Here is a 20,733-nt window from a genome sequence, read left to right on the forward strand (position 1 = left end):
GGAAACCGACGGCGGCCCGATCCGCCCCGGCCCACCAGGGTCGGGGCGGGACCCGCTGCTCCTGGTCGCCCACGGCAGCCGCGATCCACGGGCCGCCGAGGCCACCCGGGCGCTGGCGCGGGCGGTGTCGGACGCCCGGCCCGGCACCCCGGTGCTGGCGAGCTGGCTGGACCACACCGAGCCCGGTCCGACCGAGGCGCTGCGAGGACTGGCCGCCGCCGGGCACTCCCGGGCGGTCCTGGTGCCGCTGCTGCTGACCGCCGCGTACCACCGGCGGGTGGACATCCCGGCGGCGGTGGCGGCCGCCCAGGAGTCCGGTCCGCCGATCGCGGTGACCGTCACCGACGTGCTCGGCCCGGTCGGCAACCGGGTGGACCGGTCGCTGCTGGACGCGCTGGGGCGGCGGCTGGCGGAGGCGGAACCGGGTCGGTTCGACGCGGTGGTGCTGGCGGCGGCGGGTACCCGGGACGCGTCCGCCCGCGCCTCGGTCGGCCGGGTGGCCCGGGAACTCGGTGCGGTCCTGGGTGCCACGACCCGGGTCTCGTACGCCTCGGCGGCGCCACCGGCCGTCGGCGCGGCGGTGGCCCGGTTGCGGGCGCGGGGCGCGCGGCGGGTCGCCGTGGCCGCGTACTTCCTGGCGCCCGGGTTGTTCCACGACGCGGTGGCGGTGTCGGCGCGGGAGGCCGGCGCGGTTGCCGTGGCGGCGCCGCTGACCGACGCGCCGGAGTTGGTGGGGCTGGTGCTGGACCGGGTGGACGTCCAGGCGCCCTCGACGCGCTGAGCGCCCTTGTGGATGTAAGGAGGGGTCCCCTGCTAACGCCTGGTGTATAGGAAGGGTCCCTTCCTTACATCCAGGTGCGGGTGGACAGCAGAACGCCCCGGCGGGCTGAGCCCGGCCGGGGCGTGTCGCTTCGGTGCGGTTGTGGTCAGGCGGAGTGAGCGCGCAGCACCCGGAGGCCACCGCGACGCTTGACAGCGCGGCGCTCCTCTTCGCTCATCCCGCCCCAGACGCCAGCGTCCTGACCGGACTCCAGCGCCCACTGCAGGCACTGGTCGGTCACGGAGCAGCGCCTGCAGACGGCCTTGGCCTGCTCGACCTGCAGGAGAGCCGGACCGGACGTCCCGATCGGGAAGAACAGTTCCGGGTCCTCGTCGCGGCAGACAGCATGGTGACGCCAGTCCATGGCGGCAACACTCCTCATTCTGGATGGGTGGCAGATGTTGCTTCTTCGTGCTTTTCCTATATGCATCCGCATTGCCGATGGTGACGGTTTGCGTTCGTCAATTCGGCAGTGCGTGAGCAGGCTGTTGGCCCGGGGGACCTGCTGGAACAGCTCAACCTGCCGAGCATGTCCAGGCAATGTCCCGGTAACTCAAGTTCGCTTGTGAATACTTTCACGAACTCTGGCGATGTCAAGGGTGACGCTTGGAAAAACTCCGGGCGGTGAGCAAGCCCACAACCCATTTGTCCCGGTTCCAGGGGGCACTGGCTTACCCGGCTTATCACAGTCGAGGATCAATATAGTACAGTCCCGCGCACATTGCCGACATTTCCGGCACGAGTCCCGGGTGTCGCAGTCGTCGCGTGTCGGGGGCGCGCCGACCTCTCCGCCCGGGGGTACCGGAGACCTAACAGATTACTCTGAGTGCGGCCGGAACGGAGGCGAATCCAACTTTTTCTCGTTCGCCAAGGTAGTCGCCGTCGAGCTGAAACGCCTGCGGACGGCTCGCTACCAGCGTGAACTCGGCAACATCGTGCCGACGAAGAACTTGGCGACCCTGCGGATCTGGCGTGGCGGACAGGAATTGCCTCACTGTCCGTGTCGTACTGGCGACGCCTAGCTGGCGAAGGGCCATCACGTCGAGGCCCAGATCGAAGGACGCCTCCGGGTTCGGGTTGGCCTCCCGGTCGCCGACGAACGTCCACGGGGCGGTGTTCTGGACGATCACCGTCGCCAGATCGCCCTCCGTGGTCTCGCCCGGCTGCTCCAACTGGATCGCCGGGTTGCGCCGCTCGGCACCGAGCAGGAACTGCGCGGTGAAGGCGCGGAAATAGAGCCCCGGCGAGGAGACCCGGCCCCGCCGACGGGCCTCCTCGACCCGATGGATGACCGCCGCGTCGAGCCCGAAGCCGGCGCAGAAGGTGAAGTAGCGGTCGTCGGCCCGGCCGAGGCCGATCGTCCGGTGCCGGCTCAGCCGCAGCCCCTCCAGGAGCATGCTGGCCGCCTCGGGCCACTCCTTGGGCAGGCCCAGCGCCCGCGCGAAGACATTCGTCGAGCCGCCCGGCACGGTGGCCAGCGCGGGCAACCGCTCGGCGGTCGGTGCCGCACCGCCGGCACTGGTCGCCGTCATCAGGCCGTTGACCACCTCGTTGACCGTGCCGTCACCACCGAGGGTGACCACCACGTCGACGCCCTCCACCGCGGCCTCCCGGGCCAGCGCGGTGGCGTGGCCGCGGCGCCGGGTGTAGCGCACGGAGAGATCCACCTCGCTGCGCAGCGCTCGGACGAGCACATCCCGCGCACGCTCGCTGGTGGTGGTGGCCTTCGGATTGACCAGCAGGACGGCCCGCATGGGCGGCACTGTACCCCGACCCGCCACGGGTATCGTGACCGCGTGGCAATCGACTCCGACCCGACCCCGGTGACCCTCCGGTGGGCGGTCTTCCTCCTGCGGGGTCAGGCGATCGCCGTCGGGCTGATCGCGGCCTGGTTGGTCGTCGCCGACTTCACCGCCGCCACCACCGACCTGGTGTCGGCGCTGCTGGTGACGGCGTTCGCCATCGGCGCGGCGATCGCGCTCTGGGCGCTGGGCAGCGCGCTGCTGCGCCGTCGAGCGGGCGCCCGGGCACCCGCCATCGTGCTGCAACTCATGCTGCTGCCGATCGGCTGGTTCATGATCCAGGGCGGGTTGGGCTGGCTCGGCGTACCGCTGATCGCGCTCGGGCTCGGCGTCACCTGGCTGCTGGTGAGCCCGCCCACCACGCGGGCCCTCGGCTTCGAGTGAGCTCCGCTCACCAGCCGGAGGCGCGGCGGGTGAGCAGCGAGATGGTGGCCCGGCCGTCAGCCGCTCCCGCCGAGGCGGAGGTGGTCAACGCGGTCAGCACCTTCCACGCGAACGACGACTCCGCAGGGAGTCGGGCGCCCGGCACGGTCGGCACCGTCACCTCGACGGTCAACGCGTCCTCGGTGACCGCGAAGCGGCAGTCCAGTTCGGCACCCCGGGGCGCGATGGCGAGCAGCATGGCGCACGCCTCGTCCACGGCGATGCGTAGGTCCTCGATCTCGTCGAGGGCGAACTGGAGACGCGCCGCGAGACCGGCGGTGGCCGTACGCAGGACGCTCAGATAGCCGCCGTCGGCGGGCACGGTGAGGTGCACCACGTCGTCGTCGGTGGTCGGTTGTCCGGTCAGTTGAGTCACGACTCATCCCCCCGGTCGGGGACTCTACCCGCTCAGGCGGCGGGGCGGCGGAGGGCCGTCAGCGCGGCGGACGGCGAGCCGGGCGACCTGGTACGGACCGGGGCGCTCGACCGGAAACGCGTCGGCGACCGGCCCGCCCCGAGGGGCAGGGCCGGCCGCCGACGACAGGCGTGACCGGGTCACGTCACGCCTGCTTGGTCTCCCAGAAGATCTTCGAGATCTCGTCGATCTTCTGCAGCAGCTCGTCGGCCTTGGACGGGTCGGTGGCGCCCTTGGCGCCGGCCGCGCCGGCCAGCTTGGTGGCCTCGTTGAACAGCTGGTGCAGGTGCGGGTACTTCTCGAAGTGCGGCGGCTTGAAGTAGTCGGTCCACAGCACCCACAGGTGATGCTTGACCAGCTCGGCCCGCTGCTCCTTGATCAGGATGGCCCGGGTACGGAACTCGGGGTCGGTGTTGGCCTGGTACTTCTCGCAGATCATTTTCACCGACTCGGCCTCGATCCGAGCCTGCGCGGGGTCGTAGACGCCGCAGGGCAGGTCGCAGTGCGCGCTCGCGGTCACCCGGGGCGCAAGGATGCGTGGAAGTCGCATCGGGATCCTCCATGGGAAGTTTGCGATGATCCATGACGACATTACTCCTGGACGTGGTCCCCGAGGCCGCAGGAGGTGAAACCACATGCCGGTACCCCGTCTCCGGCGACCGCTCTCGGCCGTACTCGTGACCGGTCCGTCCATGGCGCCGACCCTGCGGCACGGCGACGCGGTGCTGGTCCGCCCGGGGGGTCGCGCCACCCGGCCGGGGGACGTGGTGGTCGCGGTCTTCCGCAGCCGCCCCGAGCTGCTCGTGGTCAAACGCGCCGTCCGACCCGTCGACGGCGGCTGGTGGCTGTACGGTGACAACGAGTTGGTGACCGACGACTCCCGGGCGTACGGGGTGGCCGACGTCCTCGGTCGGGTGGTGTTCCGCTACTGGCCCCGTCCCGGCCGATTGCCGCCGCAGCCGTTATGACCCTGCTCACCTCTGGCTGCCGGTGGCGTGACTATGCTCGAAAAGTGCCTGGGTGACCCCCCGCACTCGTGCCGCCGCTCGCTCGCCTCACCGTGCGCCCCGACCGGCCGGCCCAGCTGCTGAAACGACACTGGAGTCACCATGCCTTCGTCCACCGTGGACCCCGCTGATCCCGTCTTCCAACTGCACCGGGGCGGCAAGATGGCCGTCCTCTCGACCGTCCCGCTGACCAGCCGCGAAGACCTCTCCCTCGCGTACACGCCGGGCGTGGCACGGGTGTGCGAGGCGATCGCCGCCGACCCGTCGCTGACGTACGAGTACACCTGGGCGTCGAACACCGTCGCGGTCGTCACCGACGGTTCGGCCGTACTCGGCCTGGGCAACATCGGCCCGCGCGCCGCGCTGCCGGTGATGGAGGGCAAGGCCGTGCTGTTCAAGCAGTTCGGCGGCGTCGACGCGGTGCCGGTCTGCCTCGACACGCAGGACGTCGACGAGATCGTGGCGACGGTCAAGGCGCTCGCGCCGTCGTTCGGTGGGATCAACCTGGAGGACATCAGCGCGCCACGCTGCTTCGAGGTGGAACGCCGCCTCGACGAGGCGCTGGACATCCCGGTGTTCCACGACGACCAGCACGGCACCGCGATCGTGGTGCTGGCCGCGCTGCGTAACGCCGCGACCCTGCTCGACCGCAAGCTCGGCGACCTGCGGGTGGCGGTCAGCGGCGCGGGCGCGGCCGGCGTGGCGGTGACGAAGATGCTGGTGGCCGGGGGAGTGGACCCGCAGCGGGTGGTGGTCTGCGACTCCCGGGGCATCGTCTCCCGTCAGCGTGACGGCCTCACCGGCACCAAGGCCGAACTGGCCGAGCTGACCAACGCCGACGGCCGGCAGGGCGACATCACCGAGGCGTTGCGTGACGCCGACGTGCTGATCGGTGTCTCCGGCGGTCAGATCCCGGAGGCGGCGGTGGCCGGGATGGCGTCCGGCGGGATCGTGTTCGCGCTGGCCAACCCCACCCCCGAGGTGCACCCGGACGTCGCCGCCCGGCACGTCGCGGTGGTCGCCACCGGCCGCAGCGACTACCCCAACCAGATCAACAACGTGCTGGCCTTCCCGGGCGTGTTCCGGGGCGCGCTCCAGGCCCGGGCCACCCGGGTCACCGAGTCGATGAAGGTGGCCGCCGCCGACGCCATCGCCGCCGTGGTGGCCGAGACGCTCACGCCCGACGCGATCGTGCCCTCGCCGCTCGACCCCCGGGTCGCCCCGGCGGTGGCCGAAGCGGTCGCCGAAGCCGCCCGCCGCGACGGCGTCGCTCGCGCCTGACGTGTAAGCCTGACGTGTAAGGAAGGGTCCCCTCCTAACGCCTCGTGTCGAGGAAGGGACCCTTCTTAACGGCCGCTCAGCTTGTTACGGTGCGGATCATGCGTGCCGCCTTCGCCTCCCGTTTCGACGACGCCGATCCGCTCGCCGCGCTCACCGTGGGTGAGCAGCCCGAGCCGAGCCTGCCCGACGACGACTGGGTGACCCTGCGCGTCACGGCCAGTTCGCTCAACCACCACGACATCTGGTCACTGCGCGGTGTCGGACTGCGAGCCGAACAGTTGCCGATGATCCTGGGCTGCGACGCCGTCGGTGTCGACCCGGAGGGCAACGAGGTGGTCGTCTACCCGGTGGTGCCCACCCCGGGTGACCCGCGCGGGATCTCCATCCTCTCCGAGCACTTCCCCGGCACGCTGGCCGAGCGGGTGGCCGTACCCCGGTGGAATCTGCTTCCGCTGCCCGCGGGCCTGTCGGCGGCGAACGCGGCGTGCCTGCCGACGGCCTGGCTGACCGCGTGGCGGATGCTGACCGCCAAGGGCCGGGTCGACGAGGCCGAGGCGGTGCTGGTCCAGGGCGCCGGGGGCGGCGTCGCCACCGCCGCCGTCGTGCTGGCCACCGCGATGGGCAAACGGGTGTACGCGACCAGCCGCGACGCGGCCAAGCGGGAGCGGGTCGCCGGGCTGGGGGCGACCGCGCTGGAGACGGGTGCCCGGCTGCCCGAGCGGGTCGACGTGGTGATCGAGACGGTCGGTGCGGCCACCTTCGACCACTCCCTGAAGTCGGCCGCGCCGGGCGCGCGGATCGTGGTCTCCGGGGCGACCGCCGGGCACGAGCCGGCCGTCAACCTGCGCCGGGTCTTCGCGATGCAGTTGGAGATCCTGGGCACCTCGATGGGTACCCAGGCCGATCTGGCCGACCTGCTGGCGTTCTGCGCCGAGCGGAAGGTACGCCCGGTGGTGGACAGCGTGGTGCCGTTCAGCCGGGTCGAGGAGGCGTTCGCCCGCCTGCACTCCGGCGACGCCTTCGGCAAGGTCGTGATCGACCACACCAGCTGACGCACGGCACGCGTCGAGGCGCACGCGCTCAGTGTGAGGGCGTGCGGCGTTAGGGCGTGCGGCGTTAGGGCGTGCGGCGTTAGGGCGTGCGGCGTTAGGGCGTGCGGCGTTAGGGCGTGCGGCGTTAGGAAGGGTCCCCTGCTATACGCGAGGCGTTAGCAGGGGACCCTTCCTTACAACAAACCCCGGGAGCTACAGGTTGCTGTCGAGGGTGGCGATGTCGTCGCGGGCGGCGGCGGTGGGGATGCGCTCCTTGGCCTCGGCGTCGCCGTAGAGCGTCCAGCGCAGGAACTCGGCGGTGGTGTTCGCCACCACGCCCAGCGACGTGTCGTCTCTCAGCAGCTTCCGGCCGTGGTCGCCCTCGGGCAGGCTGAGCATCGCCTTCGGCCAGGGCACCAGGTCGTAGACCGCCTTGCCGGCGGTGTACTGCACCACCTCGTCGGCCTCGCCGTGCACGAACAGTTGCGGTGCGGCGGCACCGGCGAAGGCGGTGCCCACGCCGAGCGCGGTGCCGGCGAAGACGATCCCGGCGGCCAGCCGCTCGTCCCGGCCGGCGGTGAAGAGCCCGATGGTGGTCACCCCGCCCGCCGAGTGCCCGGCGGCGGCCACCCGGTCGGTGGCGAGCCGGCCCCGCAGCACGTCGCCGTCGCGGGCGTCGAGCGCGAGCACCTCGGTCAGCGCGTACGAGACGTCGGCGGGCTGGTTGAGCACGTCGAGCACGTTGTTCTCGCCACCCGCCTTCGAGGTGTTCGGAAACGTCGGCGCGGCCACCACGAAACCGGCGGCGGCCCACCGGGTCAGTAGCGCCTGGTAGTCGGCGGGTCGACCGCCGAGGCCGTGGCTGAACATGACCACCGGGAACCGCCCCTCGGCGGCGTCCGCCGACGACTGCGGCTTCCCGCCGGCCCGACCGGCCGCCGGGTACCAGACGGTCACCGGCAGCGGTCGGTTGCCGTCGCGGTTGAGCTTGAGTTGCCGTACGCCGACGGCGAAGGTCTGCTCCGGCGCGGTGCCGGCGGGGATGTCCGGCGCCGACGCGGCCGGTGCGGAGGCGGTCGCCGAGGGGGCGGGCGCCTCGGCCCGCTCGTCCGGTTCGCGGTCGGCGGAGCAGCCGACCAGCAGGACGGCGGTGAGCGTACTGGCGAGCAGGAGAGGGAGGGCGCGGCGCGACATGACTCCGATTCTGCCTCGCCCGACGACCGAACCGTCCGGCGCTCCACGTGCTGCGCCCACGCCCTCACCTGACGTGCAGGTGACGCCGTCGGGCTGGTCAGCCCGCTGGTCGGGTCTCGAAGCTGGTGACGCCGGCCAGCAGCGCCCGGCCGGGCAGCCGCCGCCCGGCCTCCTGGTCGCCGTAGAGGGTCCAGCGCAGGAAGTCGGTGGTGGCGCCGAGGACCTGGGCGAAACCGGGCCGGCCGGGGACGAGGTACTCGCCGTGGCCCTGGCCGAGCAGGCTGAGGAAGGAGGCCGGTCCTGGGGTACGGCCGTACGCCGCCCGCCCCACGCTGAGCGGTACCACCGCGTCGGCGGTGCCGTGCACGAAGAGGATCGGGGCGCTCGGGCCGGCGAAGCTGCCCGCCATCCCGCCTCCGGCGATCACGATGCCGGCCCGCAGCCGGGACGGGTGCCCGGCGGTGAACATGCCGGCGGTGGTGAAGCCGCCCGCCGAGTGTCCGGCCGCCGCCACCCGCTGCACGTCGAGGTGACCGGCGAGCGGGTCGCCGGAGCGGCCGTCGAGCCGGACCAGGTGCCGGATCACCCGCCACCCGTCGGCCGGCTGGTGGCGGACGTCGGCCCGGGAGAACCGCTTCGCGCCGCGCCGGGTGTGCGGGTATGTCGGCGCGGCCACCACGAAGCCGGCGGCGGCCCACCGGGCGGTCAGTCCGGAGTGCAATTCGGGCAGGCTGGCCAGACCGTGGCTGTAGATCACCACCGGGAACCGCCCTTCGGCGACCCGGCTGCCCTGCGTCGGATACCAGAGTGTGACCGGCAGCGGACGTTCCGAGGCCGGGTCGACGGTGAGGGTGCGCACACCCACCGCGTACGGCACCTCCGGCGCCAGCCGGCCCCCGAGCGCCTGGCCGGACTGCTCGCCGCTCGCCGCGCAACCGGCTGTCAACGCCATCAGCAGCGCCGACACCAGTGCGGTGAACCCCCGTGCGATTCCCACGACATCACGGTAGGACCCCGGGTCACCCGTCCGGGTCCGGTTGACCGGTGCCGTACGCCATCCGTTCGGACGGCGCGCACGGACCGTCCGACTGGACTGCTTTCGCTAAGGTCACGGCATGACTGAGAACTACACCGATCCGAGCGGCAACACCGAGGCGTTCCGCGCCTTCGCCGGCACCCCGGACGCGCCCGCTGAGACGGCCTCCCGTAACGGCCTGATCATCGCTGCCGCCGTGGTCGCCGTGGTGCTGGTCGCGCTCGCGAGCTGGCTCGCCTTCGCCTGATCGGTTCGCCGCCGGCCGCCGACCGATCAGGCGGTGGCCGCCACCACCGCGCGTGCCGCCCGGGCGATCTCGCGCTCCTCGTCCGTGCCGACCACGCAGACCGCGACCTCCGCGCCGTCCGGTGAGATGAACCGGTCACCGCTGCCCGTGTTGCGCTCGGGGTCGACGGTGATGCCGAGCCGTTCGAGCCCGGCCAGTGCCGCCGCGCGTACCGGTGCCGCGTGCTCGCCGACCCCGGCGGTGAAGGTGACCGCGTCGACCCGGCCGAGCAACGCGTAGTACGCCCCCACGTAGCCGGTGATCCGCCGGCAGTAGACGTCGAAGGCGAGCGTCGCCGCCTCGTCCCCAGCCGCCCGCCGGGACAGCACCTCCCGCATGTCGTTGACGCCGGAGAGCCCGAGCAGGCCGCTGCGGTGGTTGAGCAGGTCGTCGATCTCGTCCACGCCCAGTCCGCCCTCGCGGCGCAGGTGGAACACCACGGTCGGGTCCAGGTCACCGCTGCGGGTGCCCATCACCAGCCCCTCCAGCGGAGACATCCCCATCGAGGTGGCCACGCTGCGTCCCTGCGCGACCGCGCACGCGCTGGCACCGTTGCCCAGGTGCAGGGTGATCGTGTTGACCTCCGCGTACGGGCGGTCCAGCAGCTCGGCGGTGCGCCGGGAGACGTACGAGTGCGAGGTGCCGTGGAAGCCGTACCGCCGTACGCCGTACCGCTGTGCGACGTCCCGGTCGATCGCGTACGTGGCGGCGGAGTCGGGCAGCGTGTGGTGGAACGCGGTGTCGAAGACGGCGACCTGCGGCACCTCGGGCAGGACGGCGCGCGCCTCGGCGATGCCGGCGAGGTTGGCCGGGTTGTGCAGCGGTGCCAGCGGCACCAGGTCGGTGATGGCGGCCAGCACCGCGTCGTCCACCAGCGTCGGCGCGGTGAACCGCCGGCCGCCGTGCACCACCCGGTGCCCGACCGCGGTGAGCCCGGTCAGGTCCAGCCCGGCCAGGATCCGCCGCACCGCACCGGCATGGTCGGGCGCGTCGCCACCGGCCTCACCGATCCGTTCGACGGTGCCCTTGTCGAGCACCCGGTCACCGTCGTACAGCCGGTACTTGACCGAGGACGACCCGCAGTTGAGCACCAGCACCTTGTCGGTCATCAGGCACCTCCGGGTGCGGGAGCGTCGGTGAGGGCGGCGGCCTGGATGGCGGTGATCGCCACGGTGTTGACGATGTCCGGCACGGTGGCCCCCCGGGAGAGGTCGTTGACCGGCCGGCGCAGGCCCTGCATCACCGGCCCGACGGCCACCGCCCCGGCCGAGCGCTGCACCGCCTTGTAGGTGTTGTTGCCGGTGTTGAGGTCCGGGAAGATGAAGACCGTCGCGCGGCCGGCGACCGCACTGTCGGGCAGCTTCGTCGCCGCCACCGCCGGGTCGATCGCCGCGTCGTACTGGATGGGGCCCTCCACGGCCAGGTCGGGCCGACGCTCACGGACCAGCGCGGTGGCCGCCGCGACCTTCTCCACGTCGGCACCGGCGCCGGAACTGCCGGTCGAGTACGACAGCATCGCCACCCGGGGCTCGATGCCGAACCGGGCCGCGGTGTCGGCCGAGGAGATCGCGATGTCGGCGAGCTGGGCGGCGTCCGGGTCGCGGTTGACCGCGCAGTCGCCGTACACCAGCACCCGGTCGGCGAGCAGCATGAAGAAGACGCTGGAGGCGACGGAGACGTCCGGCAGGTTCTTGACGATCTCGAAGGCGGGGCGGATGGTGGCGGCGGTGGTGTGGGTGGCGCCGGAGACCATGCCGTCGGCGTGACCGGCCCACACCATCATGGTGCCGAAGTAGTTCGGCTGGGCCACCACGTCGTACGCCAGCTCGACGGTGACGCCCCGATGGGCGCGCAGCTTCGCGTACGCCTCGGCGAACTCGTCCCGCCACCGGCTGGTCGCCGGGTCGACGATGGTGGCCCCGGTGATGTCGACGCCGAGTTCCCGGGTCCGGCGGGCCACGTCGTCGGGGCGGCCGAGCAGCGTGAGGTCGGCCACCCCCCGGTGCAGCAGGATCTCGGTGGCCCGCAGGATTCGCTCCTCGGTGCCCTCGGGGAGCACGAGGTGGCGGCGCTGGGCGCGGGCCCGGTCGATCAGGTCGTACTCGAACATCAGCGGGGTGACCCGCTGTGAGCGGGTGACCGCGAGCCGGCGGGCCAGTTCGTCGGTGTCCACGTTGGCCTCGAACGCACCGAGGGCGGCCTCCACCTTACGGGTGTTGGCCGCGCTGGGCCGTCCCTCGATCCGGCTGGACGCGGCGACCGTGTCGTAGCTGTCGCTGGTGACGCTGAGCACCGCCAGGCCGGTGTTCAGCCCCTCGAAGAGGCGCAGGGCGCGCGGGTCGGGTTGTTCGCCGAGGGTGAGCACCAGCCCGGAGATCGAGACCTGGCCGGAGACGTGCGCGGCTCCGGCGGCCACCAGCAGGTCGTCCCGGTCGCCGGGGGTGATCACCAGGCAGCCGTCGGTCAGGTGCTCCACCAGCGTCGGCACGTGGGCCGCGCCGACCACGTAGTCGAGCACGTCGCGGCCGAGCGCCGCCTCGTCGCCGGTGAGCAGCGTCGCGCCGAGCGCGGCGGCCACCTCGGCCACCGTCGGCGCGGACACGGTCGGCACCTCCGGGATGGCGTACGCCGGCACCGGCAGGTCGGGCAGGTCCATCGGCTCGGGCACCCGGTTGGCGATGACCGCGAGCACCGTCGCGCCGAGGTCCACCAGGTCGTGGTACGCGCCCCGGGCCGCCGCCGCGATCGCCGCCGGTGACTGGCCCTGCCCGTCCACGACCGGCACCACCACGCTGCCGAACTCGGTGGCCAGCCGGGCGTTGAAGGCGAGTTCCCGGGGTGTGGTGCCGTCGCCGGAGTCGGCGAAGTCACTTCCCACCACCACGACGGCCGGACACTGCCGTTCGACCGCTCGGTAGCGCTGCACCACCCTGGAGATCAGTTCTTCCCGCCGTCCGTCCGATACCAGCGCCGTGGCCTCGGCATATGTGGCTCCGGACAGGTCGGACGGGTTAACCTGCACGCGATAGCGCTCGCTGAGCAGGGCGAGGATGTGGTCGGGTCCGTTCGACGGCACCAGGGGCCGGAACACGCCGATCCGTTCGACCTGCCGGGACAGCAGCTCGGCGAGACCCAACGCGATGGCGGATTTTCCGCCGCCGGATCCCACGCTGGTGAGGTAGACGCTGCGAGCCATGCGGCCCAACCTACTCGGTCCGGTTGGTTGTCCTCGGACAACCATCTAGGGCTGGTTGCGCCTGTTTTCGCATGTCAGATGGGACACTTGGGCGAGAAAGCGAGAGCTTTTCACGTTTAGACTCGCCCAGGTGGAGGGACCAACACAGATCATTCCTGTCGCCCCGGAACCATCCCCCGTCTTCGTCGATCCGAGTGGCCGCCGCAGGCGGTGGTTACGCCGGACCGCGTACGCCCTCGGCCTGGCCGGAGTGGCGTACACCATGATGGTCGGCATCAGCTTCGCCGGCGGACCGGTCCGCCCGGAGACGATCATCCCGTTCGTCGAGCCCGCCGAGACCTGGGAAGCGCCGCCGGTCTCCCCGACGCCCTCGCCCAGCCGCTCGACCTCGCCTGCGCCGCCGCCGACCCAGGTCACGCCGCAGCGCCCGGTGCTCCCTTCCTCCACGCCCGGCACCGGCACGACGTCGGCCAGTCCCACCCCCAGCCCGTCCCGGACGGCGCCGACCAGCGCCCGTCCCAGCCGGACGCCGTCGGCCAGCCCGTCCCGGAGCACCCCGCCCCGCAGCACGCCGCCGCCCAGCACCCCGCCCCCGACCAGCCCGACGCCCACGACAACGCCGTCGCCGGACCCGAACGACACGAGTGAGGCGACCGCTCCCTGATGAGCCACCCCTACCCGCCCGGCCGACCGACACACCCACCCCCCGGCCGGACGCCCGAACAGCCCCGGCAGCACGCCCGACCCGGTCCGGCCGCCCGCGCCCGGCGGTTCATCCCCCGTCCGAGCTGGGCGGTCTACGCCATGGTCTTCGTGCTGCTCGGCGGCATCCTCTTCGTGCAGGCGTACGCCAACGGCTCGTTCATCCCGGACTACCGGGCGGAGAACACCTTCGGCAGCGGCCAGGACGACGTCCCCGACGAGATCCTCGAAGGCGGCCCGATCGTCAACACCACCGCCGACCGGCCGCAGTCGTACCGGCTGCCGGCGCGGACCATCGCGTTGACCTTCGACGACGGCCCCGACCCGATCTGGACCCCGGCCGTGCTGGAGGTGCTGGAGAAGCACCAGGTCCCGGGCACCTTCTTCGTCCTCGGCAACCAGGTGGTCCGCAGCCCCGACCTGGTCCGCGAGCTGGCCGAGAAGGGGCACGAACTGGGCGTGCACACCTTCACCCACCCGCACCTCACCCAGATCCCGGGATGGCAGCGGCGGATGGAGTACACCCAGACCCAGCTCGTCATCGCCGGGGCCACCGGCCAGCGGTCCAACCTGCTGCGCTTCCCGTACTCGTCGCGGGCGGACGCCTTCGTCGACCAGGACTGGCCGCTGCTGCAACAGGCCGGTGAGCTCGGCTACCTCAGCGTGGTCAACGACCTGGACAGCCGGGACTGGGAGCGGCAGGGCGTGGAGGGGATGATCGAGCGGACCGTACCGGAGGGCTACTCCGGAGCGGTCACGCTCTGGCACGACTCCGGTGGCGACCGCTCGCAGACCGTCGAGGCGCTGGACCGGTACATCCCGTTGATGAAGGAGCGGGGATACACCTTCACCACGATCAGTGGCGGATTGAACCGGGCGCTGGCCGAGGCCGGCGCCACCGGGACCACGGCCGGACCGACCGAGGCGACGTTCACCGAGCGCTGGCGCGGCCAGATGCTGATCATGGCGGTACGCGCCGCCGACGGCACCTTCGTCCTCTTCGGCGTCCTCTTCGTGCTGGTCGGGACGCTCACCATCGGGCGTACCGTGCTGCTGTTCGTGCTGGCGCGACGGCACGCCCGCAAACGACGCCGCAAGGGCTTCGCCTGGGGGCCGCCGGTCACCGAACCGGTGTCGGTGATTGTGCCCGCGTACAACGAGAAGGAGGGCATCGCCGAGGCGGTCCGCTCACTCGCCACCGGCGACCATCCCGGCGGCATCGAGGTGGTGGTGGTCGACGACGGTTCGACCGACGGCACCGCCGACATCGCCGCCGGGCTCGGCCTGCCGAACGTACGGGTGGTCCGCAAGCCCAACGGCGGCAAACCGAGCGCGCTGAACACCGGCGTCGCGCTGGCCCGGCACGATCTGATCGTGATGGTCGACGGGGACACCGTCTTCGAGCCCGACGCCGTCCGTCGCCTGGTCCAGCCCTTCGGCGACCCGCAGGTGGGCGCGGTGGCCGGCAACGTCAAGGTCGGCAACCGGCGCAGCATGATCGCCAAGTGGCAGCACATCGAGTACGTGATCGGCTTCAACCTCGATCGCCGGCTCTACGAGACGCTGCGGTGCATGCCGACCATCCCCGGCGCGATCGGCGCGTTCCGCCGCGAGGCGCTGGAGTACGCCGGTGGGATGACCGACGAGACGCTGGCCGAGGACACCGACATCACCATGGCCCTGGGCCGCGCCGGTTGGAAGGTGGTCTACGAGGAGAGCGCCCGCGCCTGGACCGAGGCACCGGCCAGCTTCGGCCAGTTGTGGAAGCAGCGGTACCGGTGGAGCTACGGCACCATGCAGGCGATGTGGAAGCACCGCCGCTCGGTGCTCGACAAGGGCGCCTCCGGCCGGTTCAGCCGCCGCTGCCTGGCCTTCCTGACGCTGTTCGGGGTGCTGCTCCCACTGACCGCCCCGGTGATCGACCTGCTCGCCATCTACGGCCTGATCTTCCTGAACCGGACCGAGACGGCGCTGGCCTGGGCCGCCATGCTGGGGTTGCAGTTCCTGACCGCGATCGTGGCGTTCCGCCTCGACAAGGAGAAGCTCGGCGTCCTCTGGGTGCTGCCGTTGCAGCAGTTCGTCTATCGCCAGCTGATGTACCTCGTGCTGCTCCAGTCGGTGGTCACCGCGTTGACCGGCGGGCGGCTGGGCTGGCAGAAGCTCAAGCGCACCGGACTGGCGCCCGTCGGCCCGGCGGCTCCACCGTCACCGGTGCCCGCCCCGGTGGCCGCCACCGCCCGGCGGGGACGCCCCTGACCTGCCGACAGCCGGTACGCCCGAGAGTGTCAGCCGGCGCGTCGGGCGAGGCCGAGGGCGTACTCGGGCCACCAGGCACCGCTCTCCGGCTCGCCCGGGCGGCAGGCGCCGTCGGACTCGCCCGGGTACTTGACCCACAGCAGGGCGTCGACCCGCTCCAGGCCGGTGTCGGTGGTGGGGTCCGCGCCGAGTGCCCGGCCCGGCGGGTTGCACCAGCTCGGCGCCGACCGCACGGTCTCGCCCGGATACCGGCCCCGGCCGTTGCGGCTGGTGTCGATGACGAAGGTGGTGGTGCCGCCGAGGGCGTCGGAGATCTCGTGGCCGTAGGTGACGTTCTGCGGCGTACCGACGAAGTTGGCCACGTTGAGCGCGAAGCCGTCGGCCTCGGCGACACCGGCACGGCGCAGCGCCGCCGCCAGCCGGGCGCCGTCGGTGATCCAGCCGGGGTGCCCGGCGTCCAGATAGACCCGGGCGCTCCCGGTGCTGCCCAGCACCGTCACCGCGTCCCGCAGCAGGTCCAGTCGCTCGTCGACGTCGTCGACGCACCGGTCCACGGCGTCCGGCACCGCGCCCGGTTCCACCACGATGGTGACCGGGCGTCCCTGCACCCCGGCGGCCACCCGCCGGATCCAGTCCTGGTACGCCCCGGCCGACTCGGCGCCGCCCTGACCCTGCCGTCCGCAGTCGCGCTGCGGGAGGTTGTGGGTGACCAGCACCGGTGTCTGCCCGGAGCGGCTGGCACCGGCGAGGAACTCCGACACCTCCTCGGTGACCGTGGCGGAGTCGCCCACCAACCAGCGGGCGGTGGGGCGGGTGCTGATCCGGCGCAGTGTGGCGGCGTCCTCGGCCCGTCCCTCCTGCGCCCACTCGGTGACCTGCCAGGACGCCGCGCCACGCGGGTCGACGTAGAAGGTCGGCGGCAGCGGCGGTGACGAGCGGTCGGCGCTGACGGTCTCCGTCGGTGGACGCTCGGGCGCCTCGTCGCCGCACCCGGTCAGCAGGAGCGTCAGCGCGATCCCCGCCACCAGGGCAGGGCGGCGGGAGCTGCGAAGCATGGCCGTCACCATACCCGCCGTCCCGGCCGGTGGGGACCGGGCCTACCAGGGCTTCTTCGTCGGCACCGACGCCCGGTGCCGGGGGCGGTCCGGGGTGCGGACTACTCGTCGTCGGGGTCGTCGAGCCGGGCGAGCCAGGTGGCGAAGCGCTCGATCGGGGTCTCGAACTCGGGGTTGAGGTCGACGAAGTCCCGCAGCCGCTCGCCGATCCACTCCAGGGTGACGTCCTCGTCCCCCCGGCGCTGGACCAACTCCTCGATGCCACGGTCGGTGAAGTACATCAGGTCTCCTCGGACATGCTCACCGGGGCGGGCCACCGTCTCCGATGGCCCGCCCCGGTGTTCGCGGTCGGTGGGTCAGGGGCGGGGCAGCGCCGCCTCGATGAGCGCGTTCTGCTCCACCTCGTGCATCTTCGCCGAGCCGACGGCCGGGGCGGCGGCGGCGGGGCGGGAGATGCGACGCAGGCGGACCCCGTCGAGGTGCTCCAGCAGGTTGAGCGCGACGAACGACCAGGAACCCTGGTTGGCCGGCTCCTCCTGCACCCAGGCGAAGTCCTCCGCGTTCGGGTACTGGGCGAGCGCGGCCCGGATCTCCTCCACCGGCATCGGGTAGAGCTGCTCCAGCCGGATCAGCGCGGTGTCGGTGACGCCGCGCTCCTGCCGCGCCTGGAACAGGTCGTAGTAGACCTTGCCCGAGCAGAGCAGCACCCGCTTGACCTGATCGGCGGCGGGTGCCGCCTGGTCGGCCAGGACCGGTGCGAAGGTGCCGGTGGTGAAGTCCTCGACCGGGGAGACGCAGAGCTTGTGCCGCAGCAGGGACTTCGGCGTGAACACCACCAGCGGCTTGCGCTTCGGCGAGAGGGCCTGGCGACGTAGCAGGTGGAAGTAGTTCGCCGGGGTGGTCGGGATGGCCACCCGCATGTTGTCCTCGGCGCAGAGCTGGAGGAACCGCTCGGGCCGGCCGGAGGTGTGGTCCGGGCCCTGTCCCTCGTGGCCGTGCGGCAGCAGCAGGGTGACCGCGGAGCGCTGGCCCCACTTCACCTCACCGGAGGAGATGAACTCGTCGATCACCGACTGGGCGCCGTTGACGAAGTCGCCGAACTGGGCCTCCCAGCAGACCAGCGCGTTCAGGTTCTCCACCGAGTAGCCGTACTCGAAGCCCATCGCGGCGTACTCGGAGAGCAGCGAGTCGTGCACGAAGAGCCGGGACCGCTCGCCGTCGCCGGTCAGCGACTGCAACGGCAGGTAGTCGTCACCGGTCTCGGCGTCCACGATCGAGGCGTGCCGCTGCACGAAGGTGCCGCGCCGGGAGTCCTGTCCGGCGAGCCGGACGGTGACCCCGTCGTGCAGCAGTGCGCCGAAGGCGATGATCTCGCCGAAGCCCCAGTCGATGTTGCCCTCGACGGACATCCGGGCCCGCCGGTCGAGCAACTGCTGGATCCGCTTGTGCGGGGTGAAGCCGTCCGGCAGGTTGACGTGCGCCTCGCCGACGGCCTTGACCACCGACGCGTCGGTCGCGGTCTCCACCTGCGGCTCCGGCTCGTCCTGCCGGGCCGGGCGGCTGACCTGGCGCGGGGTGCTGGCCGCGTCGCGGGTGGCCTTGAAGACCCGCTCCAACTGCGCCTGGTAGTCGCGCAGCAGCTCCTCGGCGTCCTCGACGGTGATGTCACCCCGCCCGATCAGCTCCTCGGTGTAGAGCTTGCGGACCGAGCGCTTCGAGTCAATGATCTTGTACATCTGGGGGTTGGACATCGAGGGGTCGTCGCCCTCGTTGTGCCCGCGCCGCCGGTAGCAGACCAGGTCGATCACGACGTCCTTGTTGAACGTCTGCCGGTACTCGAAGGCCAGCCGGGCGACCCGGACCACGGCCTCGGGGTCGTCGCCGTTGACGTGGAAGATCGGCGCCTGGATCATCCGCGCCACGTCGGTGCTGTAGAGGCTGGACCGGGAGTACTCCGGCGCGGTGGTGAAGCCGACCTGGTTGTTGACCACCACGTGCACGGTCCCACCGGTGCGGTAGCCGCGCAGCTGGGAGAGGTTGAGCGTTTCGGCCACCACACCCTGACCGGCGAAGGCGGCGTCGCCGTGCACCGCCAGCGGCAGCACGGTGTAGCCCTCCAGCTTGAGGTCGATGCGGTCCTGCTTGGCGCGGACGATGCCCTCCAGCACCGGGTCGACCGCCTCCAGGTGCGACGGGTTCGCCACCACCGAGACCTTGACCGAGTGGTCACCGGCCGGCGTGGTGAACTTGCCGTTCTGGCCCAGGTGGTATTTCACGTCGCCGGAACCCTGGGTGGAGCGCGGGTCGAGGTGCCCCTCGAACTCCGAGAAGATCTTCTCGTACGGCTTGCCGACGATGTTGGCCAGCACGTTGAGACGACCCCGGTGGGCCATGCCGATCACGACCTCGTCCAGGTCGTTCTCGGCGGACGCCTCCAGCACCTCGCCGAGGAGCGGGATCAGCGACTCGCCGCCCTCCAGCGAGAAGCGCTTCTGCCCGACGTACTTGGTCTGCAGGAACGTCTCGAAAGCCTCGGCCGCGTTGAGCCGGTTCAGCACGTGCTTCTGCTCGTCGGCCGGCGGCTTCTCGTACTTGCGCTCGACCCGCTCCTGGATCCAGCGGCGCTCGGCCGGGTCCTGGATGTGCATGTACTCGATGCCGACCCGGCGGCAGTACGAGTCGCGCAGCACCCCGAGGATCTCCCGCAGCCGCATCCGCTGCCGGCCGTTGAAGCCGTTCACCGGAAAGGTGCGGTCCAGGTCCCACAGGGTCAGCCCGTGCTGGAGGACGTCCAGGTCGGGGTGCTTGCGGATCTTGAACTCCAGCGGGTCGGTGTCGGCCATCAGGTGGCCCCGGACCCGGTAGGAGTGGATCAGCTCGTGCACCCGCGCGGTCTTGTTGATCTGCCCCTCGCTGTCGACCGCGACGTCGCGCATCCAGCGCACCGGCTCGTACGGGATGCGCAGCGAGGTGAAGATCTGGTCGTAGTAGCCGTGCTCGCCGAGCAGCAGCTCGTGCATGACCTTGAGGAACTCGCCGGACTGCGCGCCCTGGATGATCCGGTGGTCGTACGTGCTGGTCAGCGTGATGACCTTGCTGACCGCCAGCTCGGCGAGGGTGGCCTCGCTCATGCCCTGGTACGGCGCCGGGTACTCCATCGCGCCGACGCCGATGATCGCGCTCTGGCCCTGCATCAGGCGCGGCATCGAGTGCACGGTGCCGATGCCGCCGGGGTTGGTCAGCGAGATGGTGGTGCCGGAGTAGTCGTCCATGGTCAGTTCGTTGCGGCGGGCCCGCCGGACCACGTCCTCGTACGCCTGCCAGAACTGCCGGAAGTCCATCTGCTCGCAACCCTTGATGGAGGGCACCACCAGGGTCCGGCTGCCGTCGGGCTTGGCCAGGTCGATGGCGATGCCCAGGTTGACGTGCTCGGGGCGGACCATCGCCGGTTTGCCGTCGACCTCGGCGAAGGAGTTGTTCATCTCCGGGTGCGCGACCATCGCCCGGACCAGCGCGTAGCCGACCAGGTGGGTGAAGCTGACCTTGCCGCCGCGCCCTCGGGCGAGGTGGTTGTTGATCACGATGCGGTTGTCGACCAGCAGCTTGGCCGGGACCGCGCGCACGCTGGTCGCGGTCGGCACGGCCAGTGAGGCGTCCATGTTCTGCACGATCCGGGCGGCGACGCCGCGCAGTGGCGTGGTCTGCGGCCCGGTGGCGGTCGGGGCCGACTTCGCCGGGGTGGACTTCGTCGTGGTCGCCTTGGCCGGCTCGGACTTGGCGGCCGGCTTGGCCTTCGCCGGTGCCGTGGACTTGGCCGGCTCCGCCTTGGCCGCGGGTGTGGCCTTGGCGCTCGGCTCGGACTTGGCGGCACCCGGCTCGGTCTTGGCCGGGGCCTTCGGGGCGGACTCGGTGGTGGTCGCCGGGCCGTCACCGTCGGCGGAGCGGCCCTTGCCGGGGCCGGGCCGGTAGTCGGCGAAGAAGTCGTGCCAGGCCGGGTCGACGCTGCTGGGATCGGCGAGGTAGCGCTGGTACATCTCCTCGACGATCCACTCGTTCGGGCCGAAACCCGCCAGTGGGTTCTCCTGCGAAGTCTGCTGGGTCGACACGGCCGGTAATCGCCTCTTTCACGCGGGTTTGGTGTGTCACGCGGTGTCCGTCCGCGCCAGGACGAGCGCACACAGGACGGGTTCAAGGCTACGCCGTACTGATCGCTGAGGCATTTCCACCTC

At 71.7% G+C, this 20,733-nt stretch carries 19 protein-coding genes; 8 read left to right on the forward strand and 11 right to left on the reverse strand.

Annotation, left to right across the window (positions count from 1 at the left end; translation table 11 throughout):
• The first annotated feature begins 19 nt into the window (after positions 1-19).
• Positions 20-781 (forward strand): sirohydrochlorin chelatase, encoded by a 762-nt coding sequence (locus ACFYTT_RS20335; protein ID WP_254877081.1) that lies wholly within the window; start codon positions 20-22, stop codon positions 779-781.
• 145 nt (positions 782-926) lie between these two features.
• Here ACFYTT_RS20335 and ACFYTT_RS20340 read toward each other — a convergent pair whose 3' ends face one another.
• The gene (locus tag ACFYTT_RS20340; protein WP_007072794.1) at positions 927-1,184 is read right to left on the reverse strand and encodes a WhiB family transcriptional regulator; all 258 of its coding nucleotides are present in this window, start codon (positions 1,182-1,184) and stop codon (positions 927-929) included.
• 445 nt (positions 1,185-1,629) lie between these two features.
• Positions 1,630-2,574 (reverse strand): diacylglycerol kinase family protein, encoded by a 945-nt coding sequence (locus tag ACFYTT_RS20345; protein ID WP_131055297.1) that lies wholly within the window; start codon positions 2,572-2,574, stop codon positions 1,630-1,632.
• A gap of 42 nt (positions 2,575-2,616) precedes the next feature.
• Between ACFYTT_RS20345 and ACFYTT_RS20350 the strand changes: the two genes are divergently transcribed.
• The gene (locus ACFYTT_RS20350) at positions 2,617-3,006 is read left to right on the forward strand and encodes a hypothetical protein (protein ID WP_131055295.1); all 390 of its coding nucleotides are present in this window, start codon (positions 2,617-2,619) and stop codon (positions 3,004-3,006) included.
• A 7-nt stretch (positions 3,007-3,013) separates the two neighbouring features.
• On the opposite strand, the gene ACFYTT_RS20355 is transcribed toward ACFYTT_RS20350, so the two are convergent.
• Both ACFYTT_RS20355 and sodN read right to left on the reverse strand, forming a co-directional pair.
• Positions 3,014-3,421: an anti-sigma regulatory factor gene (locus ACFYTT_RS20355; protein WP_131055293.1), complete on the reverse strand. Its 408-nt coding sequence runs from the start codon at positions 3,419-3,421 to the stop codon at positions 3,014-3,016.
• A gap of 184 nt (positions 3,422-3,605) precedes the next feature.
• A complete protein-coding gene (gene sodN, locus ACFYTT_RS20360; protein WP_131055291.1) occupies positions 3,606-4,010 on the reverse strand; it encodes a superoxide dismutase, Ni in 405 nt (134 codons plus the stop codon).
• A gap of 85 nt (positions 4,011-4,095) precedes the next feature.
• Here sodN and ACFYTT_RS20365 point away from each other — a divergent pair, with 85 nt between their 5' ends.
• The 3 genes from ACFYTT_RS20365 (at position 4,096) to ACFYTT_RS20375 (ending at position 6,800) form a co-directional block, all read left to right on the forward strand.
• Positions 4,096-4,428, forward strand: coding sequence for a S24/S26 family peptidase (locus tag ACFYTT_RS20365; protein WP_131055289.1), 333 nt, complete (start codon positions 4,096-4,098; stop codon positions 4,426-4,428).
• A 141-nt stretch (positions 4,429-4,569) separates the two neighbouring features.
• Positions 4,570-5,748 carry an NADP-dependent malic enzyme gene (locus ACFYTT_RS20370; RefSeq protein WP_176095148.1) on the forward strand — a complete coding sequence of 393 codons (1,179 nt, stop codon included), beginning with the start codon at positions 4,570-4,572 and terminating at the stop codon, positions 5,746-5,748.
• Between the two features lie 89 nt (positions 5,749-5,837).
• Positions 5,838-6,800, forward strand: a complete 963-nt coding sequence (locus ACFYTT_RS20375; RefSeq protein ID WP_131055284.1) for a zinc-binding dehydrogenase — start codon at positions 5,838-5,840, stop codon at positions 6,798-6,800.
• 192 nt (positions 6,801-6,992) lie between these two features.
• Here the strand turns inward: ACFYTT_RS20375 and ACFYTT_RS20380 are convergent, their stop codons facing one another.
• Positions 6,993-7,973, reverse strand: coding sequence for a chlorophyllase (locus tag ACFYTT_RS20380; protein ID WP_176095146.1), 981 nt, complete (start codon positions 7,971-7,973; stop codon positions 6,993-6,995).
• Between the two features lie 97 nt (positions 7,974-8,070).
• Complete coding sequence (locus ACFYTT_RS20385; protein WP_387261112.1) at positions 8,071-8,970, reverse strand: alpha/beta hydrolase family protein; 900 nt, start codon at positions 8,968-8,970, stop codon at positions 8,071-8,073.
• A gap of 118 nt (positions 8,971-9,088) precedes the next feature.
• On the opposite strand from ACFYTT_RS20385, the gene ACFYTT_RS20390 reads away from it, so the two are divergent.
• Positions 9,089-9,256, forward strand: a complete 168-nt coding sequence (locus ACFYTT_RS20390) for a hypothetical protein (protein WP_176095145.1) — start codon at positions 9,089-9,091, stop codon at positions 9,254-9,256.
• A gap of 26 nt (positions 9,257-9,282) precedes the next feature.
• Here ACFYTT_RS20390 and ACFYTT_RS20395 read toward each other — a convergent pair whose 3' ends face one another.
• Together ACFYTT_RS20395 and pta are read right to left on the reverse strand one after the other, a co-directional pair.
• Positions 9,283-10,404 (reverse strand): acetate/propionate family kinase, encoded by a 1,122-nt coding sequence (locus ACFYTT_RS20395; protein WP_176095144.1) that lies wholly within the window; start codon positions 10,402-10,404, stop codon positions 9,283-9,285.
• Complete coding sequence (pta, locus tag ACFYTT_RS20400; RefSeq protein ID WP_387261115.1) at positions 10,404-12,491, reverse strand: phosphate acetyltransferase; 2,088 nt, start codon at positions 12,489-12,491, stop codon at positions 10,404-10,406. The genes ACFYTT_RS20395 and pta overlap by 1 nt, the downstream gene beginning before the upstream one ends.
• A gap of 130 nt (positions 12,492-12,621) precedes the next feature.
• Here pta and ACFYTT_RS20405 point away from each other — a divergent pair, with 130 nt between their 5' ends.
• Together ACFYTT_RS20405 and ACFYTT_RS20410 are read left to right on the forward strand one after the other, a co-directional pair.
• Entirely contained in the window at positions 12,622-13,155 is a 534-nt protein-coding gene (locus tag ACFYTT_RS20405) for a hypothetical protein (RefSeq protein ID WP_176095142.1), read from the forward strand.
• A complete protein-coding gene (locus ACFYTT_RS20410; RefSeq protein ID WP_387261118.1) occupies positions 13,155-15,449 on the forward strand; it encodes a bifunctional polysaccharide deacetylase/glycosyltransferase family 2 protein in 2,295 nt (764 codons plus the stop codon). Before ACFYTT_RS20405 ends, ACFYTT_RS20410 begins: the two co-directional genes overlap by 1 nt.
• 29 nt (positions 15,450-15,478) lie before the next feature.
• Here the strand turns inward: ACFYTT_RS20410 and ACFYTT_RS20415 are convergent, their stop codons facing one another.
• From ACFYTT_RS20415 to ACFYTT_RS20425, 3 genes are all read right to left on the reverse strand, one after another.
• Positions 15,479-16,504, reverse strand: a complete 1,026-nt coding sequence (locus tag ACFYTT_RS20415) for a glycoside hydrolase family 6 protein (protein ID WP_387261121.1) — start codon at positions 16,502-16,504, stop codon at positions 15,479-15,481.
• A 101-nt stretch (positions 16,505-16,605) separates the two neighbouring features.
• Positions 16,606-16,785 carry a DUF6104 family protein gene (locus ACFYTT_RS20420; protein ID WP_131053081.1) on the reverse strand — a complete coding sequence of 60 codons (180 nt, stop codon included), beginning with the start codon at positions 16,783-16,785 and terminating at the stop codon, positions 16,606-16,608.
• A gap of 75 nt (positions 16,786-16,860) precedes the next feature.
• Positions 16,861-20,610, reverse strand: coding sequence for a multifunctional oxoglutarate decarboxylase/oxoglutarate dehydrogenase thiamine pyrophosphate-binding subunit/dihydrolipoyllysine-residue succinyltransferase subunit (locus ACFYTT_RS20425; protein WP_387261124.1), 3,750 nt, complete (start codon positions 20,608-20,610; stop codon positions 16,861-16,863).
• Positions 20,611-20,733 lie beyond the last annotated feature (123 nt).

Origin of the sequence: Micromonospora sp. NPDC003816 (assembly GCF_042874705.1) — a bacterium.
Classification (GTDB): Bacteria; Actinomycetota; Actinomycetes; order Mycobacteriales; family Micromonosporaceae; genus Micromonospora.